This is a genomic window from Geodermatophilus sp. SYSU D00697 (assembly GCF_054050175.1).
Window position 1 is genome coordinate 110,112 of record NZ_JBJGYV010000012.1, and the last position, 14,412, is coordinate 124,523.

Annotated in this window: 15 protein-coding genes; 8 read left to right on the forward strand and 7 right to left on the reverse strand. The window is 76.1% G+C overall.

The features are described from left to right. Positions 1-115: 115 nt before the first annotated feature. The 3 genes from ACI79C_RS12590 to ACI79C_RS12600 form a co-directional block, all read right to left on the reverse strand. Complete coding sequence (locus tag ACI79C_RS12590) at positions 116-1,966, reverse strand: potassium channel family protein (RefSeq protein WP_456945992.1); 1,851 nt, start codon at positions 1,964-1,966, stop codon at positions 116-118. A 12-nt stretch (positions 1,967-1,978) separates the two neighbouring features. Next, complete coding sequence (locus ACI79C_RS12595) at positions 1,979-2,365, reverse strand: DUF6394 family protein (RefSeq protein WP_456945993.1); 387 nt, start codon at positions 2,363-2,365, stop codon at positions 1,979-1,981. Positions 2,366-2,443: 78 nt separating this feature from the next. Then, positions 2,444-3,091, reverse strand: coding sequence for a TetR/AcrR family transcriptional regulator (locus ACI79C_RS12600; protein WP_456945994.1), 648 nt, complete (start codon positions 3,089-3,091; stop codon positions 2,444-2,446). Positions 3,092-3,239: 148 nt separating this feature from the next. Between ACI79C_RS12600 and ACI79C_RS12605 the strand changes: the two genes are divergently transcribed. Then, a complete protein-coding gene (locus ACI79C_RS12605) occupies positions 3,240-3,800 on the forward strand; it encodes a TetR/AcrR family transcriptional regulator (protein WP_456945995.1) in 561 nt (186 codons plus the stop codon). 390 nt (positions 3,801-4,190) lie between these two features. Here ACI79C_RS12605 and ACI79C_RS12610 read toward each other — a convergent pair whose 3' ends face one another. Next, positions 4,191-4,802: a hypothetical protein gene (locus ACI79C_RS12610; protein WP_456945996.1), complete on the reverse strand. Its 612-nt coding sequence runs from the start codon at positions 4,800-4,802 to the stop codon at positions 4,191-4,193. Between the two features lie 145 nt (positions 4,803-4,947). Here ACI79C_RS12610 and ACI79C_RS12615 point away from each other — a divergent pair, with 145 nt between their 5' ends. The 5 genes from ACI79C_RS12615 to ACI79C_RS12635 all read left to right on the forward strand — a co-directional run bounded on the left by ACI79C_RS12615 (position 4,948) and on the right by ACI79C_RS12635 (position 8,713). Then, complete coding sequence (locus tag ACI79C_RS12615) at positions 4,948-5,307, forward strand: hypothetical protein (protein WP_456945997.1); 360 nt, start codon at positions 4,948-4,950, stop codon at positions 5,305-5,307. Between the two features lie 35 nt (positions 5,308-5,342). Beyond that, a complete protein-coding gene (locus ACI79C_RS12620; protein ID WP_456945998.1) occupies positions 5,343-6,416 on the forward strand; it encodes an NAD(P)-binding domain-containing protein in 1,074 nt (357 codons plus the stop codon). A 124-nt stretch (positions 6,417-6,540) separates the two neighbouring features. Further along, the gene (locus ACI79C_RS12625; RefSeq protein WP_456945999.1) at positions 6,541-7,446 is read left to right on the forward strand and encodes an ABC transporter ATP-binding protein; all 906 of its coding nucleotides are present in this window, start codon (positions 6,541-6,543) and stop codon (positions 7,444-7,446) included. Beyond that, the gene (locus ACI79C_RS12630) at positions 7,443-8,258 is read left to right on the forward strand and encodes an ABC transporter permease subunit (protein WP_456946000.1); all 816 of its coding nucleotides are present in this window, start codon (positions 7,443-7,445) and stop codon (positions 8,256-8,258) included. The genes ACI79C_RS12625 and ACI79C_RS12630 overlap by 4 nt, the downstream gene beginning before the upstream one ends. 107 nt (positions 8,259-8,365) lie before the next feature. Continuing rightward, entirely contained in the window at positions 8,366-8,713 is a 348-nt protein-coding gene (locus ACI79C_RS12635) for a hypothetical protein (protein ID WP_456946001.1), read from the forward strand. 1 nt (position 8,714) lies between these two features. Here ACI79C_RS12635 and ACI79C_RS12640 read toward each other — a convergent pair whose 3' ends face one another. Next, positions 8,715-9,872, reverse strand: coding sequence for an MFS transporter (locus ACI79C_RS12640; protein WP_456946002.1), 1,158 nt, complete (start codon positions 9,870-9,872; stop codon positions 8,715-8,717). Positions 9,873-9,952: 80 nt separating this feature from the next. On the opposite strand from ACI79C_RS12640, the gene ACI79C_RS12645 reads away from it, so the two are divergent. Then, positions 9,953-10,477: a DUF488 domain-containing protein gene (locus ACI79C_RS12645; RefSeq protein WP_456946003.1), complete on the forward strand. Its 525-nt coding sequence runs from the start codon at positions 9,953-9,955 to the stop codon at positions 10,475-10,477. Between the two features lie 81 nt (positions 10,478-10,558). On the opposite strand, the gene pruA is transcribed toward ACI79C_RS12645, so the two are convergent. Together pruA and ACI79C_RS12655 are read right to left on the reverse strand one after the other, a co-directional pair. After that, positions 10,559-12,184: an L-glutamate gamma-semialdehyde dehydrogenase gene (gene pruA, locus ACI79C_RS12650; protein WP_456946004.1), complete on the reverse strand. Its 1,626-nt coding sequence runs from the start codon at positions 12,182-12,184 to the stop codon at positions 10,559-10,561. Between the two features lie 14 nt (positions 12,185-12,198). Beyond that, positions 12,199-13,134 (reverse strand): proline dehydrogenase family protein, encoded by a 936-nt coding sequence (locus ACI79C_RS12655; protein ID WP_456946005.1) that lies wholly within the window; start codon positions 13,132-13,134, stop codon positions 12,199-12,201. A gap of 105 nt (positions 13,135-13,239) precedes the next feature. On the opposite strand from ACI79C_RS12655, the gene ACI79C_RS12660 reads away from it, so the two are divergent. Then, positions 13,240-14,397, forward strand: coding sequence for a PucR family transcriptional regulator (locus ACI79C_RS12660; protein ID WP_456946006.1), 1,158 nt, complete (start codon positions 13,240-13,242; stop codon positions 14,395-14,397). Positions 14,398-14,412: the final 15 nt, after the last annotated feature.

The window sequence follows — 14,412 nt, forward strand, 5'->3', positions numbered from 1 at the left end:
GGCTCGACCTCGGGGGGAGGTCGTCGCGGCCGCGCCGGGACGTGGCCGACGTACCGGCCTCCGCCTGGGCGTCCAGTGAAGCACCGGCCGCCGCCCCGGTGGGGGTCCGCGGACGTCAGGACGGCGTGGGTGCGGTGGGCCGCGACTCCGGCTCCTCGGCGGGCGCGGGCGCGGGCGAGCGGCTGAGCTTCCGCCAGATCCAGCTCGAGGGCACCCGCCGTCCGGTCACCACGTACTCCAGGGTGGCGTCCACGACGAGGACGGTCGACAGCGCCCGGCGGGCCGCGCCCCACCCGGCGAGCAGCAGCTCGTCCTCCGGGCGGAGCAGGAAGTCCGCGTCCGGCGCCAGCGTGGCCTCGCCTCCGCGGAGGACGAGCAGCACCATCGCGTGCACGGGCTCGTCCCGGTTCTCGGGGTTGCGCATGACGTCGCCCAGGCGCGCCTCCCCCGTCGCCAGCCACCGCACGAGCGCGGGCGCCTCGGCAGGGGTCAGCCGCACCTTCCACAGCGACTGCAGGTGCCGGCCGCACCGCCCCGTCAGCCGGTCGATCAGGTCCTCCGCCCACTCGTTGCCGCGCGCCGGCATCTCGCGCAGGAACCGCCACAGCAGCGGCGTCGCCAGCTGGGCGTAGACCTCGTGCGCGATGACCTCGGTGGGGACCAGCAGCGAGTCGGCCCCGATCGCCGCGAACAGCGGGGCGTTCGCCGGGCGGTTCTGCCGCGCCGCGACGAACAGGCGGGGGTTGCTCCGGCGTGCGGCGGCCACCAGCGACAGGTTGGCGGTGTCGTTGTCGGTGCCGGCGACGAAGCCGACCGCGTCCTCGAGCCCCGCCTCGGCCAGCGCCCCGGGCTCCGAGCCGTCGACGACCAGCAGGCCGTCGGTCTCGGCGTCGGTCGGGAGGGACTCCACCACGGTGACCCGGATGCCCTCCGCCCGCAGGTCCCCGGTCAGTTCCCGGCCCAGGCGCCCGTAGCCGCAGACGACCCAGCGGCCGCTGCGCGGCGGGGTGCCGCGCACCGGCAGCGGCGACCCCGGGGCGCTCTCCAGCCAGGTCAGCAGCTGGTAGGACGCCGGCGCGCGCAGCGACAGCCGCAGGTGGTCCCCGAACCGGTCGAAGGGGTTGACCACGTTCGGCGACCCGAAGGCGCGCATCCGCTCGGCCATGCCGCGGGAGGTCGCCCGGGCGATCACCGGCAGGTCGGGCCGCAGCAGCGCCGCCGCCATGACCACGGTGAGGTTGGCCTCCTCGTCGTTGGTGAGCGCCACCACCGCCTCGCAGCAGGGGTGGTCGAGGCCGGCGACGGCGAGGTGGCCGGGGTCGCGGGCGTCGGCGGCCAGCCCGGGGACGTCGGCGTGGTAGGAGCCCAGCTCCAGGTCGTCGATGCGCTGCTCGGACAGGTCGAGGACGACGAACCTGCGGCCCAGCGCGTCCAGCGAGTGCCCCAGCAGCTCACCGGCCCGCCCGTGGCCGGCGATGAGCACGAACGGCTCCCGCAGGCGGCGGACCTTGCGGGTGAAGTGCTGGAGCGCCAGAGCGGAGCGGAAGGCCCGGTCCTGCACCAGGGCGAGCAGGGACCCGATCGCGTAGGCCCAGCCGATGACGGTGAGGTAGATCGAGATCGTCACCCACATCCGCTGGTTGTAGGTGAACGGGTACGGGATCTCGCCGAAGCCGATCGTCGACGCGGTGTAGCTCATCACGTAGAAGGCGTCGAAGAACCCCATGTCCCACGGCCGGCCCTCGGCGTCCTGCCCGGGGATGAGGGTCAGGCCGAGCACGCTGATGGCGAAGATGCCGATGAGCACGATCAGCGGCGCGCGCATCCGCCGCATGACCAGGAAGATCGTGGCCGAGGCCTGGGCGGCCGAGGACGCCGCGGCGCGCACGAGGGTGCGCCGTCCCCGCCGTTCGTCCTCCTCCACGCCGAACATCTGCCGCCAGAAGGTGAGCAGGGGGTTGCCCACGCCGGTCTCCCCTCAGCCGCGGTGGAAGGACACCGTCTCGACCACCAGCAGGACGACGGAGACGATGTTGGCCAGCAGCGCGCCGCCGGACAACGACACGACGCTGGCCGTCCACGCCGGGGTCATCCCCGCGGTCGAGACGTAGACGGCATAGCCGTACATCAACGCCGCGCCGATCAGCTGCAGGTCGGCGACCAGGCTGGTGGCCAGGTGCACGGCCCCGATCTGGGTGCGGTCGCCGAACTTCAGCACGGTCGCGATGAGGTTGACCACGACCGCGGCGAACAGCTCGTAGGGGTTGTGCACCGTGGGGTCGTCGATGTCGCCGATGAAGAAGCCGAAGTTCAGGGTCGCCGCGAGCAGGACGAAGAAGCCGAAGACGACCTTCTCCAGGTTCACCCGGCCCTCCCGACGTCGGGTCCGCCCGCTTGCCCCGTTCACCCCGGTCCGAAACGCGGGGACGGCGCCGCGCGACCCTCAGGTCCCCTCGGGCCGCCTCCGTGGGCAGCGGAGCAACGGCAGCACCAGGTCGTCGACGACCTCGGTCACCAGGTCCGCGTCGACGGCCCGCCCGGTGACCAGCCAGCGCAGTGCCAGCACCGCCGGGCCGACCTCCACCGCCAGCGAGCCCGCCGCCTCCCGGGTGATCTCGCCGCGGTCGACCGCCCGGTCGAACACCGTCGCCCACGCCAGGTCCCAGCAGGCCAGGGGGCCGCGCTGGTAGGCCCCGGCGAGCGCCGGGTCGTCGATCACCGCTCCCAGCAGGCTGCGTGTCGTCCGGCCGGCGGGGCCGGAGAGCCGGGCCACGGCGGCGGTCAGCAGGGCGACGAGGTCACCGCGGAGGTCGCCGGTGTCGGGGGCGGTCACCCCGTCCCCGCCGGCGACGTCCATGACCCCCAGGAGGAGGTCGGCCTTGCTCGACCAGCGCCGGTAGATCGTCGCCTTCCCCACGCCGGCCGCCATGGCCACGGCGTCCATCGTCAGCCCGGACCACCCCTCCCGGCCGAGCACCTCGAGCACGGCGGCGGCGATGGCCTCGTCCCGCGCCGGGTCCAGCCGGCGGCCGCCCCTGCGGGTACGGGTCCGCGCGACCTCCGGCTGCCGCACCTCGTCACCCACCGTCACCACCCGAACGTAGCGCGTATCCGAAATTGGCGCAGCGGACCGGGCGCGGCGCCCGCCCCAACACGCCGCGTGACGGAACGCGGTCGTTCCGCAGGTGATCTCCTAGCGTCGACCGGCGAGGACGGGCCGCCGCGCACGGAGGAGGACGATGCACCGCCGGTTCGACTGGGACTCGCCGAGTGCCCGGCTGGTCCTGTCCGCGGCCCTCGACGCGCTGGTCGACGTGGGCTACGCGGGGCTGACCGTGCAGGAGATCCGGGCCCGCGCGGGGTCGGCCGGACCGCTCATCGAGGAGGACGACCTCGAGGAGATCGTCGCCACGGCCCTGGAGCGGGTGCACGTGTTCGACGTCCCGACGGCGAGCGGGGACCTGCGGGCCGACCTCGCCGCGCTCGTGCGGCCCTGGCTGGCCGCCCGTCGGCGGGACGACCAGGTGGTCACCGCCGTCCTGAGCGCCGCGGAGTGGAGTCCGCGGATCAAGCACGCGGTCACGACCGTCTTCGACCGTCCCCTCGCGCAGGCCGTCGGCACGGTGCTCGCCGCCGCGGTGGCCAACGGGCAGGTGGCGCCGTCCCGCGTGCACACCCTGAACTGGATCCTGCGCGGCCTGGCGCTCGACCGGATGCGGGCGTCCAACCCGCGCAGCCCCGTGGACCTCGAGGAACTGGTCGACCACCTGGTCTCCGGGCTCGGGCCGTCCCCGGCCTGAGCCGTGCCCCGGACGCCGCGAGGCCGGCCGCGGGAGCCCCGCGGCCGGCCTCGTCGTCCCCCTGGGGGCCGGCACCGCCCTCCCCCGCGGCCGCGCCGGTCCCCTCGGTCGGTGCTCCCGCTCCCCCGCGGGAACACCGATCGTCGTGCCCGGTGACGCCGTCCCCCGCGGCGTCGCCGGTGGTGCCGGCCGGTGCTCCCGTCCCCCGCGGGAGCACCGGTCGTCCGTGCCCGGCGACGCCGTCCCCCGCGGCGTCGCCGGCCGTGCCGGCCGGCGGCTCCGTCCCCCCGTGCGATGGAGACGCCGGCTGTCCATCAGCCCCTGTCCACCGCCTGACTCCGCGCCCCGGGTGATGCTCCCTGGGCCGTCGTCAGGCCGTGCAGGGCCGGCTCATCGTGGTGCGCCGCCGCGCTGCACACCGCTGAAGGTGAAGTCCAGGGAGCTGCTGGCCCCCTCGACGAGGTCCGCGCCGGTCGTCGACGGCAGGGACGCGGTCAGCAGCAGGTGCGTGACGCCACCGGGCGCCAGGTCGGCCGCCCCGTCGAGCACCGCGTCGAGCACGATCGGGCCCGAGTAGAAGCGGGTCGCCGTCCCGCCGCAGGTCCAGTCCCCGCCGGCGGACTCCCAGTCCTCCGAGCACCCCTCGACGGTGAGCTGCAGCCCGTGCACCGGGTCGCTGTCGAGCGCGCTGGACGACGTCGCGACCGAGCCCAGCCGCAGCTCCGAGAGCCCGACCGTCCCGTCGTTGACCAGGTCGATCGCCGAGCTCTCCGAGTCCCCGGCCAGGAAGACCCCGTGGTCGAACAGCGACACCGTGGCGGCGTCGGCGGCCTCGGTCAGCGCGATGGACAGCACGCCGGTGCCGAGATCGGTGACCACCGGGGTGGTGCTGTCGGTGAAGGTCCCGTAGGTGCCCAGGCCCGCGACGGCCGCGGCGACGCCGAGCACGCCGATCGAGGCGGCGATCCGGGCGCGGGTGGCGCGGGTGTCCCGGTTGCTCACGGTGGTCCTCCCTCGTGTCGTCCTCGCCGGTGTCCCGGCGACACGAGGGACTCTGGCGGGCCGACCGCAGGACTCCCGCCGCGCAACCGCAAGGGATCCGCAAGATGCGCCGAAACCCGGTTGCCCGCCTCCCTACCGTCGGGACGTGACCCGGACCGAGCAGCTGGAGCCGGTCCACCGCGAGGTGGACGGCGAACTGGTGGGCTACCTCAGCACCGAGCGGCGCGACGACGCCGGGTGCGTGGTCGCCCACGCGCTCTTCGGCTCCGCCCTTCGCGCCTTCCCCGACCGGGAGGAGGCGGCGGAGTGGCTGCGGCACCGTGGCCTGCCGGTGCTCGCGGAGCGCTGGTGGTACCGGCCCGCCGACGGCTCGGACGAGCGCCCCACGGACCTGGTCGAGGCACGGCTGGGCGCGGTCACCGTGCGGTTCGGGTACGACCCGCGGGACACCGTCACGCTCACCGGGGCCGAGCTGGACCGGCTCACCCCCGCCCGTCTCGGCTGAGGAAGGCCCGCACGCCCGGCGCGGTTGTCCCTGCCGTGAGCAGGGACGTCGAGGTCGTCGTCATCGGCGCCGGCCAGGCCGGGTTGAGCGCCGCCCACCACCTCGCGCGGCAGGGGTTCGCGCCCGGCACGGGCTTCGTCGTCCTGGACGGCGAGGCCCGTGCCGGCGGAGCCTGGCAGCACCGGTGGCCCTCGCTGACGCTGGCCCGCACCCACCACGTGCACGACCTGCCGGGGCTGCCCTTCCCCGAGGCGGGCGACGACGTGCCCGCCGCCGATGCGGTGCCGGCCTACTTCGCCGACTACGAGCGGCACTTCGGGCTGCCCGTGCAGCGGCCGGTGCGGGTGACCGCCGTGCGCCGGTCCGGCGAACGGTTCCTCGTGCAGACCTCGGCCGGCGACTGGACCGCTGACGCGGTGGTGAACGCGACCGGCACCTGGACCGCCCCGTTCGTCCCGAGACACCCCGGCCAGGAGCTGTTCCGCGGCCGGCAGCTGCACCCGGTCGACTACCGCGGGGCCGCCGAGTTCGCCGGCCGGTCGGTGGTCGTCGTGGGCGGCGGCGCCTCGGCGGTCCAGCTGCTCGGCGAGATCGCCGAGGTCGCCGACACCACCTGGGTCACCCGGCACCCACCGGTGTGGCGGGAGGAGCCGTTCGGGCCGGAGGCGGGCCGGGCCGCGGTCGCCCTGGTGGCCGACGCGGTCCGGGAGGGACGCCCGCCGAGCAGCGTCGTCGGCGTCACCGGCCTGGTAGTCACCCCGTGGGTGCGGGAGGCCCGCGAGCGCGGGGTCCTGGACCGGCTGCCCGTCTTCGACCGGATCACCCCGGACGGCGTCGCGTGGGACGACGGCCGCTCCGTCCGCGCCGACGCGATCCTGTGGGCCACCGGCTTCCGCGCCGCGCTCGGCCACCTGGCACCCCTGCACCTGCGCGGCCCCGGCGGCGGCATCCGCATGGCCGGCACCGCCGTCGCGGTCGAGACGCGGGTGCACCTGGTCGGGTACGGGCCGTCGGCGAGCACGGTCGGGGCCAACCGCGCCGGCCGGGAGGCCGCGGTGGCCCTCCGCCGCCTGCTGCACCCGGACGGCGGGCTGCTCCGCACCGCCTGACCCCGGGCGTCCCCCTCCGGGACCGTTCAGGGTCGGTTCAGGGCGCTCCCGGATGGAGCGGGGTGGCGCCGGACGACAGCCTCGACGGCATGAGTTCCCAGCCCTCGCCCCGCCGGGCCGCCGCATGATCACCGCGGACCGGCTCACCAAGACCTACGGCTCCAAGACCGCCGTCGACGGCGTCTCCTTCACCGTGCACCCCGGGCGCGTCACCGGCTTCCTCGGCCCGAACGGCGCAGGCAAGTCGACGACCATGCGCATGGTCCTCGGCCTGGACGAGCCCACCTCCGGCAGCGTCACCGTCAACGGCCGCCGCTACGCCGACTCCCCCGCGCCCCTGCGCGAGGTCGGCGCGCTGCTCGAGGCCCGTGCGCTGCACCCCGGGCGCTCCGCCCGTGACCACCTGCGCTGGCTGGCCGCGAGCAACGGCATCCCGGTCCTCCGCGTCGACGAGGTGCTGGACCTGGTCGGCCTGACCTCGGTCGCGCACACGCGGGTCGGCCGCTTCTCCCTCGGCATGGGGCAGCGGCTGGGCATCGCCGCGGCGCTGCTGGGCGACCCGCCCGTCGTCGTCCTCGACGAGCCGGTCAACGGGCTGGACCCGGAGGGCATCCGCTGGGTGCGCACCCTGGCCCGGCAGCTCGCCGCCGAGGGGCGCACGGTGTTCGTCTCCAGCCACCTGATGTCGGAGATGGCGCAGACCGCCGACCACCTGCTGGTCATCGGCCGCGGCCGGGTGCTGGCCGACTGCTCGACGGCGGAGTTCATCGCCGAGCACGCCGCCTCCTACGTGCGGGTGCGCAGCCCGCAGCACGACGAGGTCGCCACGCTGCTGCGCCGGGATGGTCTCGACGTCGCCGCGCACGGCGCGGAGCTGCGCGTCCAGGGGCGGGACGCCGCCGCGATCGGGGAGCTGGTCGGCCGCTCCGGCCTGCTGCTGCACGAGCTCACGCTGGTCCGCTCCTCGCTGGAGGACGCCTTCATGACGCTCACCGCCGACAGCGTCGAGTACGCGGCGGCCCGGCGATGACCGCCGTGGGCACGCCGGCCCCGGCCCGCCTCGCGGCCCCGGCCGCGCCCGGGTTCGGCGCGACGCTGCGGGCGGAGTGGATCAAGTTCTGGACCGTCCGGTCGACCCCGTGGTCGCTCGTGGCGATGGTCGTCCTGGGGGCGGGGCTGACCACGCTGGTCTGCGCGCTGGTCGCCCCCGACCTCGCCCGGGGGGACACCGGTGAGCCGATCGGCGCGTTCATCACCTGGGGGATGATGTTCGCCCAGGTCACCGCGGTCGTCCTCGGGACGCTGGCGGTCACCAGCGAGTACGGCACCGGGATGATCCGGGCGACGCTGGCGGCCACCCCGCGGCGCGGCACGGTGCTCGCGGCCAAGGCCCTGGTCCTCACCGGGACGCTGTTCGTCGCCGGCACCCTGACCGCGCTGGCCGGGTACCTCGCCGGCAACTGGTTCCTCGACCGGGAGGGCATCGGCCTGGCCCTCACCGACGACGGCGTGCTGCGGGCGCTGGTCGGCAGCGGCCTCTACATGGCCGGTCTCGGGTTGCTCGCCGCCGCCGTCGGGCTGCTGGTGCGGCACACCGCCGCGGCGCTGTCGATCGTCCTCGGCCTGGTGTTCGTCGTCGGCAACATGGTGATGCTGCTGCCCGGCGGCCTGGGCGAGTGGGCGACGAAGCTGATGCCCGGCAACGCCGGCTCCGCGGTCGCGACGCCCGAGTCGTTCAACCCGCTGCTGCTCGACCCGTGGCCCGGGTTCGCCGTGTTCGTGGCCGAGGTCGCCGCCGTCCTGGTGGTCGCGGCGGTGGCGTTCTCGCGCCGGGACGCCTGACCCGCCCTCCGGGGGTGCTCCCCGTGCTCCAGGGGTCCGGCGGGACCCCGGCAGCGCGAGGGGCACCCCCGGAGCGCCGGCCCGGACCGGGCAGGCAGAGTGGGGCGGTGACCACACCCCATCCGCAGGAGACCGGCCGGCGGACCGCCGACGAGCTGGTCCGCCGGCTCACCGCCGAGGACGCCACCGGGGCCGAGGACCTGCTCGCCGGGATCGGCGAGATCCGCGACCTGGTCTTCGTCGGCGCCGGGCTGACCGCGCTCGCCCGTGCCGAGGGCCGGCAGCTGCCGCCCGCCCAGCGCGCGCAGGCCAGCACCCGGCAGCTGCGCCTGGCCCAGCTGCGCGACGCCTCCCGCACCGACGCCGACGGCCTGCGGGCGTGGCTGCTGCGGTCGGCCGAGGAGATCCTGTTCCTGCGGGCGCTGCGCGAGGCGGCCGCGCGCGTCTCCGGCTGAGTCAGCGACGCGGCCGGCCGGTGGCCACCAGTGCCACCGGCAGCACGGCCACCAGGACGGCGGCGACCAGCACGTAGGTCCACGGCAGGCCGATGCCCGCCGCGACGAGGCCCGGCACCAGGGCCCCGACGCCGGTGCCGACGTCGAACGAGGCGTTCCACATCGCGCTGGCCGCGGTCGACCCGCCCTGCCCGGCGCGGGCGAAGGCGGTCACCAGGGTCAGGTTCTGCACCGCGCCGAACCCGGCGCCGAACACCGCCGCCCCGGCCACCACCCAGGCGTCGCCCGCGCCGAGCCCGGCGGCGACCGCCGCCAGCCCGGCAGCGGCGACGACCAGGGCCGCCGGGAGCAGCAGCCGGGGGCCGACGCGGTCGGCGAGCAGGCCGGCCCGCCAGCGGGTGAGGGCCCCGGTGACGCCGAAGACCAGCAGCGCCGCCGTCGCCAGCACGCCGTCCGGGCGCTCGATCGGCAGGAAGGTCACCAGCCCGCCACCGGCGAGGGTGACCACCAGCAGCACGACCGACGGCGCGAGCGCGGCGAGCGCCGCGGCCCGCGACGCCCCACCGGCCGCCGGCTCCAGCCGGACCGACCGCACCAGGACCGGCACCAGGGGCAGGGCGAGCACCGGCGCGGCGGCCAGCCACGCCAGCCAGCCCGCGTGCCCGTCCAGGACCAGGGCGACCCCCGCCGGGACGGCGACCAGGTTGGGCACCGCGATGGCCAGCCCGTACAGGCCGATCGACTCCCCGCGGCGGTCGGGCGGGGCCACCTGAGCGGCGAGCATCGCCCCGAGGACGGTGAGCACGGCGAACCCGGCCCCGCGCACCACCCCGATCGCCGACAGCCAGCCCAGCCCGTCCCCGACGGCGTACAGCGGGGCCGGTGCCCCCAGCGCGAACAGCCCCGCGGCCAGCACCGGGCCGAGCCCGAAGCGGGCGGTCAGCGCCGGGACGACCGCCTGCACCGCGACGGTGACCCCGAGCAGGACGGCGGTGACCACGCCGGCGAGGTCGGGGTCGGCGCCGCCGGCGACCGCGTACGCCGGCAGCGAGGCCAGCGTCAGGCAGTAGCTGGCGAACCCCAGCGCCGTGGCGCCGACCAGCGCCCGCATCGCCGGGAGCCGCCACAGCGACTCCCTCGTCCTCGTCCCGCCGGCCACACCGCTCCTCTCCCCCGGGCACCGTCGCCCGGCCGACCAGCATGCCCCGCCTGCACCGCGGGGGCGGGTAGGGACCGGGGATGCCCCTGCTCACCGTCGGCCACGGCCCCGAGGACCGCTCGCGCCTGGGCGCCCGGCTGGCCGCGGCGGGGGTCGCGCGGGTCGTCGACGTCCGCCGGTTCCCCGGCAGTCGTACCAACCCCGACGTCCGGCGCGAGGCCCTCGAGGAGTGGCTGCCCGCGGCCGGCATCGGCTACCGGTGGGACGCGCGGCTCGGGGGCCGACGCCAGCTGCCTCCCGGGGAGCCGGTGGAGGACGGGTGGTGGACCGTCGCGCAGTTCGCCGCCTACGCCGCCCACACCCGGACGGCGGAGTTCGCCGCCGCCCTCGACGAGGTGCTGGCCGACGCGGCCGGGGATCCCGTGGCGGTCATGTGCAGCGAGAGCGTGTGGTGGCGCTGCCACCGGCGGCTGATCGCCGACGTCGCCGTCCTCGGCCGAGGCGTGCCGGTGCAACACCTCATGCCCGACGGGCGGCTGACGCCGCACGTCCCCGCGGCCGGCGCGGTGCTCGGGGACGACGGCCTCGTCCACTGGCCCGCCTGAGCCGCGAGATCTGCACAGCCATCGGTGTCGGGCCCCCGATGGCGGCCACTGTGCGGATCTCCCGGAGGAGGGCGAGGGTCCTCACCCCATGTGCGGGTAGCGCCAGTCGGTCGGCGGCACGAACGTCTCCTTGATCGACCGGGTCGACGTCCAGCGCTGCAGGTTCTGCGCCGCGCCGGCCTTGTCGTTGGTGCCCGAGGCCCGACCGCCGCCGAAGGGCTGCTGGCCGACGACGGCGCCGGTCGGCTTGTCGTTGACGTAGAAGTTGCCCGCGGCGAACCGCAGGAACCGCTCGGCGTGCGCGATCGCGGCGCGGTCCTGGGCGATGACCGCCCCGGTCAGCGCGTACGGCGCCGCGGACTCCATCTGGGCGAGCACCGCGTCGTAGTCGGCGTCGTCGTAGACGTGCACCGCCAGGACCGGTCCGAAGTACTCGGTGGTGAAGACCTCGTGCCCGGGATCGGTGCCCTCGATGATCGTCGGGCGCACGAAGAAGCCCTCGCTGTCGTCGGCCTGGCCGCCCGCCACGATGGACAGCGCCGGGTCGTCGTCCACCCGGTCGATGACGCCGGACAGCTTGGAGAACGACTTCCGGTCGATGACGGCGCCCATGAAGATCGAGAAGTCGGTGACGTCACCCATCGGCAGCGACTCGGTCTGGCCCACCAGGTCGTCGCGCACCCGGGCCCACACCGACCGCGGCACGTAGGCGCGGCTGGCCGCCGAGCACTTCTGCCCCTGGTACTCGAACGCGCCGCGGATCAGCGCGGTGCGCAGCACGTCGACGTCGGCCGAGGGGTGGGCGACGACGAAGTCCTTGCCGCCGGTCTCGCCGACGATGCGTGGGTAGCCCCGGTAGGAGGCGATGCGCTCTCCCACCTGCCGCCACAGCATCTGGAACACCGCCGTCGACCCGGTGAAGTGGATGCCGGCGAGGTCCCGGTCGGCCAGGACGACGTCGGAGACCGCGGCCCCGTCGCCGGTGACCATCGTGATGACGCCCGGGGGCAGTCCGGCCTCCTCGAGCAGCCGCATGAGGAAGTGCGCGGCGAACTGCTGGGTGGGCGCGGGCTTCCAGACCACGGTGTTGCCCATCAGGGCCGGCGCCGTGGGCAGGTTGCCGGCGATCGCGGTGAAGTTGAACGGGGTGACGGCGTAGACGAACCCCTCGAGCGGGCGGTGGTCGCTCCGGTTCCACACGCCCGGCGAGGACACCGGCTGCGCGGACACGATCTCGCGGGCGAAGTGCACGTTCCAGCGCCAGAAGTCGATCAGCTCGCAGGCGCTGTCGATCTCGGCCTGGTAGGCGGTCTTGCTCTGGCCGAGCATCGTCGCGGCGTTGAGCGTCTGCCGCCACGGGCCGGCGAGCAGCTCGGCGGCCCGGAGGAACACCGCGGCGCGGTCGTCGGAGGACAGCTCCCGCCAGGCCGGCGCGGCCTCCTTGGCGCACGCCACCGCGTCCTGCGCGTCGGCGTGCGTGGCGTGCGCCGCGGTCCCGAGGACGGCGGCGTGCCGGTGCGGCTGGACGACGTCGAAGCGCTCGCCGCCGCCCAGCCGCCGCTGCTCGCCGATCGTCATGGTCAGCTCGAGCGGCTCGCCGGCGAGCTCGGCCAGGCGCGCCTGGAGGGCCGCCCGCTCCGGCGACCCGGGGGCGTAGGTGAGCACCGGCTCGTTGCGCGGCGGGGGGACGCGGGTGATGCCGTCCATGAGGGGACTCCTGTTCAGGACGTGGTGACGAGGGAGCGCAGGAAGAAGCGCAGGTTGGCCGGCCGCTCGGCCAGGCGGCGCATGAAGTAGGCGTACCAGTCGGCGCCGTAGGGCACGTAGGCGCGCACGCACACGCCGGCCGCGGCCAGCCGGCGCTGCTCGCCGGTGCGGATGCCGTAGAGCATCTGCACCTCCCAGGAGTCCGGCCGCCGCCCCACGCGCGCGGCCAGCCGCTGCGCGATCGCGATCAGCCGGGGGTCGTGGCTGCCGACCATCGGGTAGCCGGCCCCGGCCATGAGGACGCCGAGGCAGCGGGCGTAGGAGGCGTCGACCTCCGCCCGGCTCTGGTGGGCCACGGACGGCGGCTCGTCGTAGGCACCCTTGACCAGCCGGACCCGGGACCCCGCGACGGCGAGCGCCCGGGCGTCGTCCTCGGTGCGGTGCAGCGCGGCCTGGAGCACGGCGCCGGTGCCGGGGTGGTCGCGGCGCAGCTCGGCGAGGACGGTCAGGGTCGAGTCGACGGTGGCCGACTCCTCCATGTCGAGGGTGACCGTGGTGCCGATCGCGCCGGCCGCCTCGACCACCGGTCGCACCAGCTCGAGGGCCAGGTCGGTGCCGCCGTCCGGCAGCGCCTGCCCGAACGCCGACAGCTTGACCGACACCTCGGCGGCGCGCCCGAGCCGCAGCGGGGCGAGGCCCTCGAGCAGCGCCAGGTAGGCGTCGCGCGAGCGGAGCGCCTCGGCGCGGTCGGTCACCCCCTCCCCGAGGTGGTCGAGGGTCACCGCGATGCCCTCACCGGTGAGCCGGCGGACGACGGCCAGCGCCTCCTCCTGCGTCTCCCCGGCGACGAAGCGGTCGACCACCCGCCGGGTGGCCGCGGTGCCGGTGACCAGCCGGCGCAGCTCGGGACGCCGGGACGCGCCGAGCAGCAGTGCCTTCTGGGAGAGCACGCCCACCTCCGCCGGCCGGGGACCGCGACACCTCCGACGCTAGGCAGCCGCCGCCTCCGCCACCAGCGACAGACGTATGGTCCATCCGGTCGGGTCCTCATACACGTGTACAGGGGGACGGCGGTGCTCGACGAGCTGCAGGAGCTGGTCGACCGCGTCTCGGCCCTGCTCGCGGCCCCCGCCATCCTGGAGGACGCCGACTTCACCCTGCTGGCCTACTGCGCCCACCCGGTCGACGGCGACGACGAGCCGGTGATGGACGACGTCCGGACCCGCTCGATCCTGGGCCGTCGCTCGACCCCGGCGACCCGGCGCCGGTTCGAGGACTTCGGCATCGCGACCGCGACCGGCCCGCTGCGCACGCCGGAGGACCCGGCGGCCGGCATCCTCACCCGCCTGGTCCTCCCGGTGCGGCACGCCGGGCGCACGTACGGCTACCTGTGGCTGCTCGACGGCGGCCGCACCGACCCCGACGGGGACGACCCGGCGCTGGCCCGGGCGGGCGAGCTGGCCGCCGAAGCCGGGCGGCTGCTCGCCGAGCGCGCGCGGAGCACCGGCGACCTGGGCCGGCCACTGGCCGCGGCGCTGTCCGGGACGGCGGCCGGCCGCGCGCAGGCGGTCCGGACCCTCGCCGCGGTGTGGGGCGAGGACACCGCCGTCGTGCTGGTCGCGCTGCGGCCGCGCGGCGATCTCCCGGCCGGCTGGCAGCCGCCGGGGGTCGGCGCGGTCCCCGCCGTGCTGCCCGAGGAGGGGCTGGTCGCCGTCCTGGTACCGCTGCCGGGGCCCGAGGACCTGCGGCCGGCCGGGGCGCTCACCGCCGCCGCGCTGAGGACGCTGCCGCCGGGCAGCACCGCGGGGCTGTCCGCCGTCGGGCGCGGGGTGATCGAGCTGGGCGAGCGGTGGGCCCAGGCGCGGACGGCGGCCGAGGTCGCCGCGGCCGCCCCGCGCCTGTCCCCCGTCGCCTCCTGGGCGGAGCTGGGCGGCTGGCGGCTGGCCGCCGCGCTGCCCGGCCCGGACCCCGCCGTCCTCCCCCTGCTCGCCGACCCGGTGCTCACCGCGACCGCGGAGGCCTGGCTCGACGCCGCGGGCAGCGCCACCCGGACCGCGGAGGACCTGGGCATCCACCGGCAGACGCTCTACCACCGGCTCGGCCGCATCGCCGAGCTGACCGGGTTGGACCCGGCCGACGGCGACGCGCGGCTGCTGGTGCACGCCTCCCTGCGCGCCGCGCGGCTGGGCACGGTGCGCTCGGGCAGCACGTGACCGTTGCACCGTGCA

Bases quoted from the DNA above. Each gene is read 5' to 3' on its own strand.
- ACI79C_RS12605 (WP_456945995.1), top strand. From the start codon at position 3,240: ATGCACCGCCGGTTCGACTGGGACTCGCCGAGTGCCCGGCTGGTCCTG.
- ACI79C_RS12625 (WP_456945999.1), top strand. From the start codon at position 6,541: ATGATCACCGCGGACCGGCTCACCAAGACCTACGGCTCCAAGACCGCC.
- ACI79C_RS12630 (WP_456946000.1), top strand. From the start codon at position 7,443: ATGACCGCCGTGGGCACGCCGGCCCCGGCCCGCCTCGCGGCCCCGGCC.
- ACI79C_RS12645 (WP_456946003.1), top strand. From the start codon at position 9,953: ATGCCCCTGCTCACCGTCGGCCACGGCCCCGAGGACCGCTCGCGCCTG.
- pruA (WP_456946004.1), bottom strand. From the start codon at position 12,184: ATGGACGGCATCACCCGCGTCCCCCCGCCGCGCAACGAGCCGGTGCTC.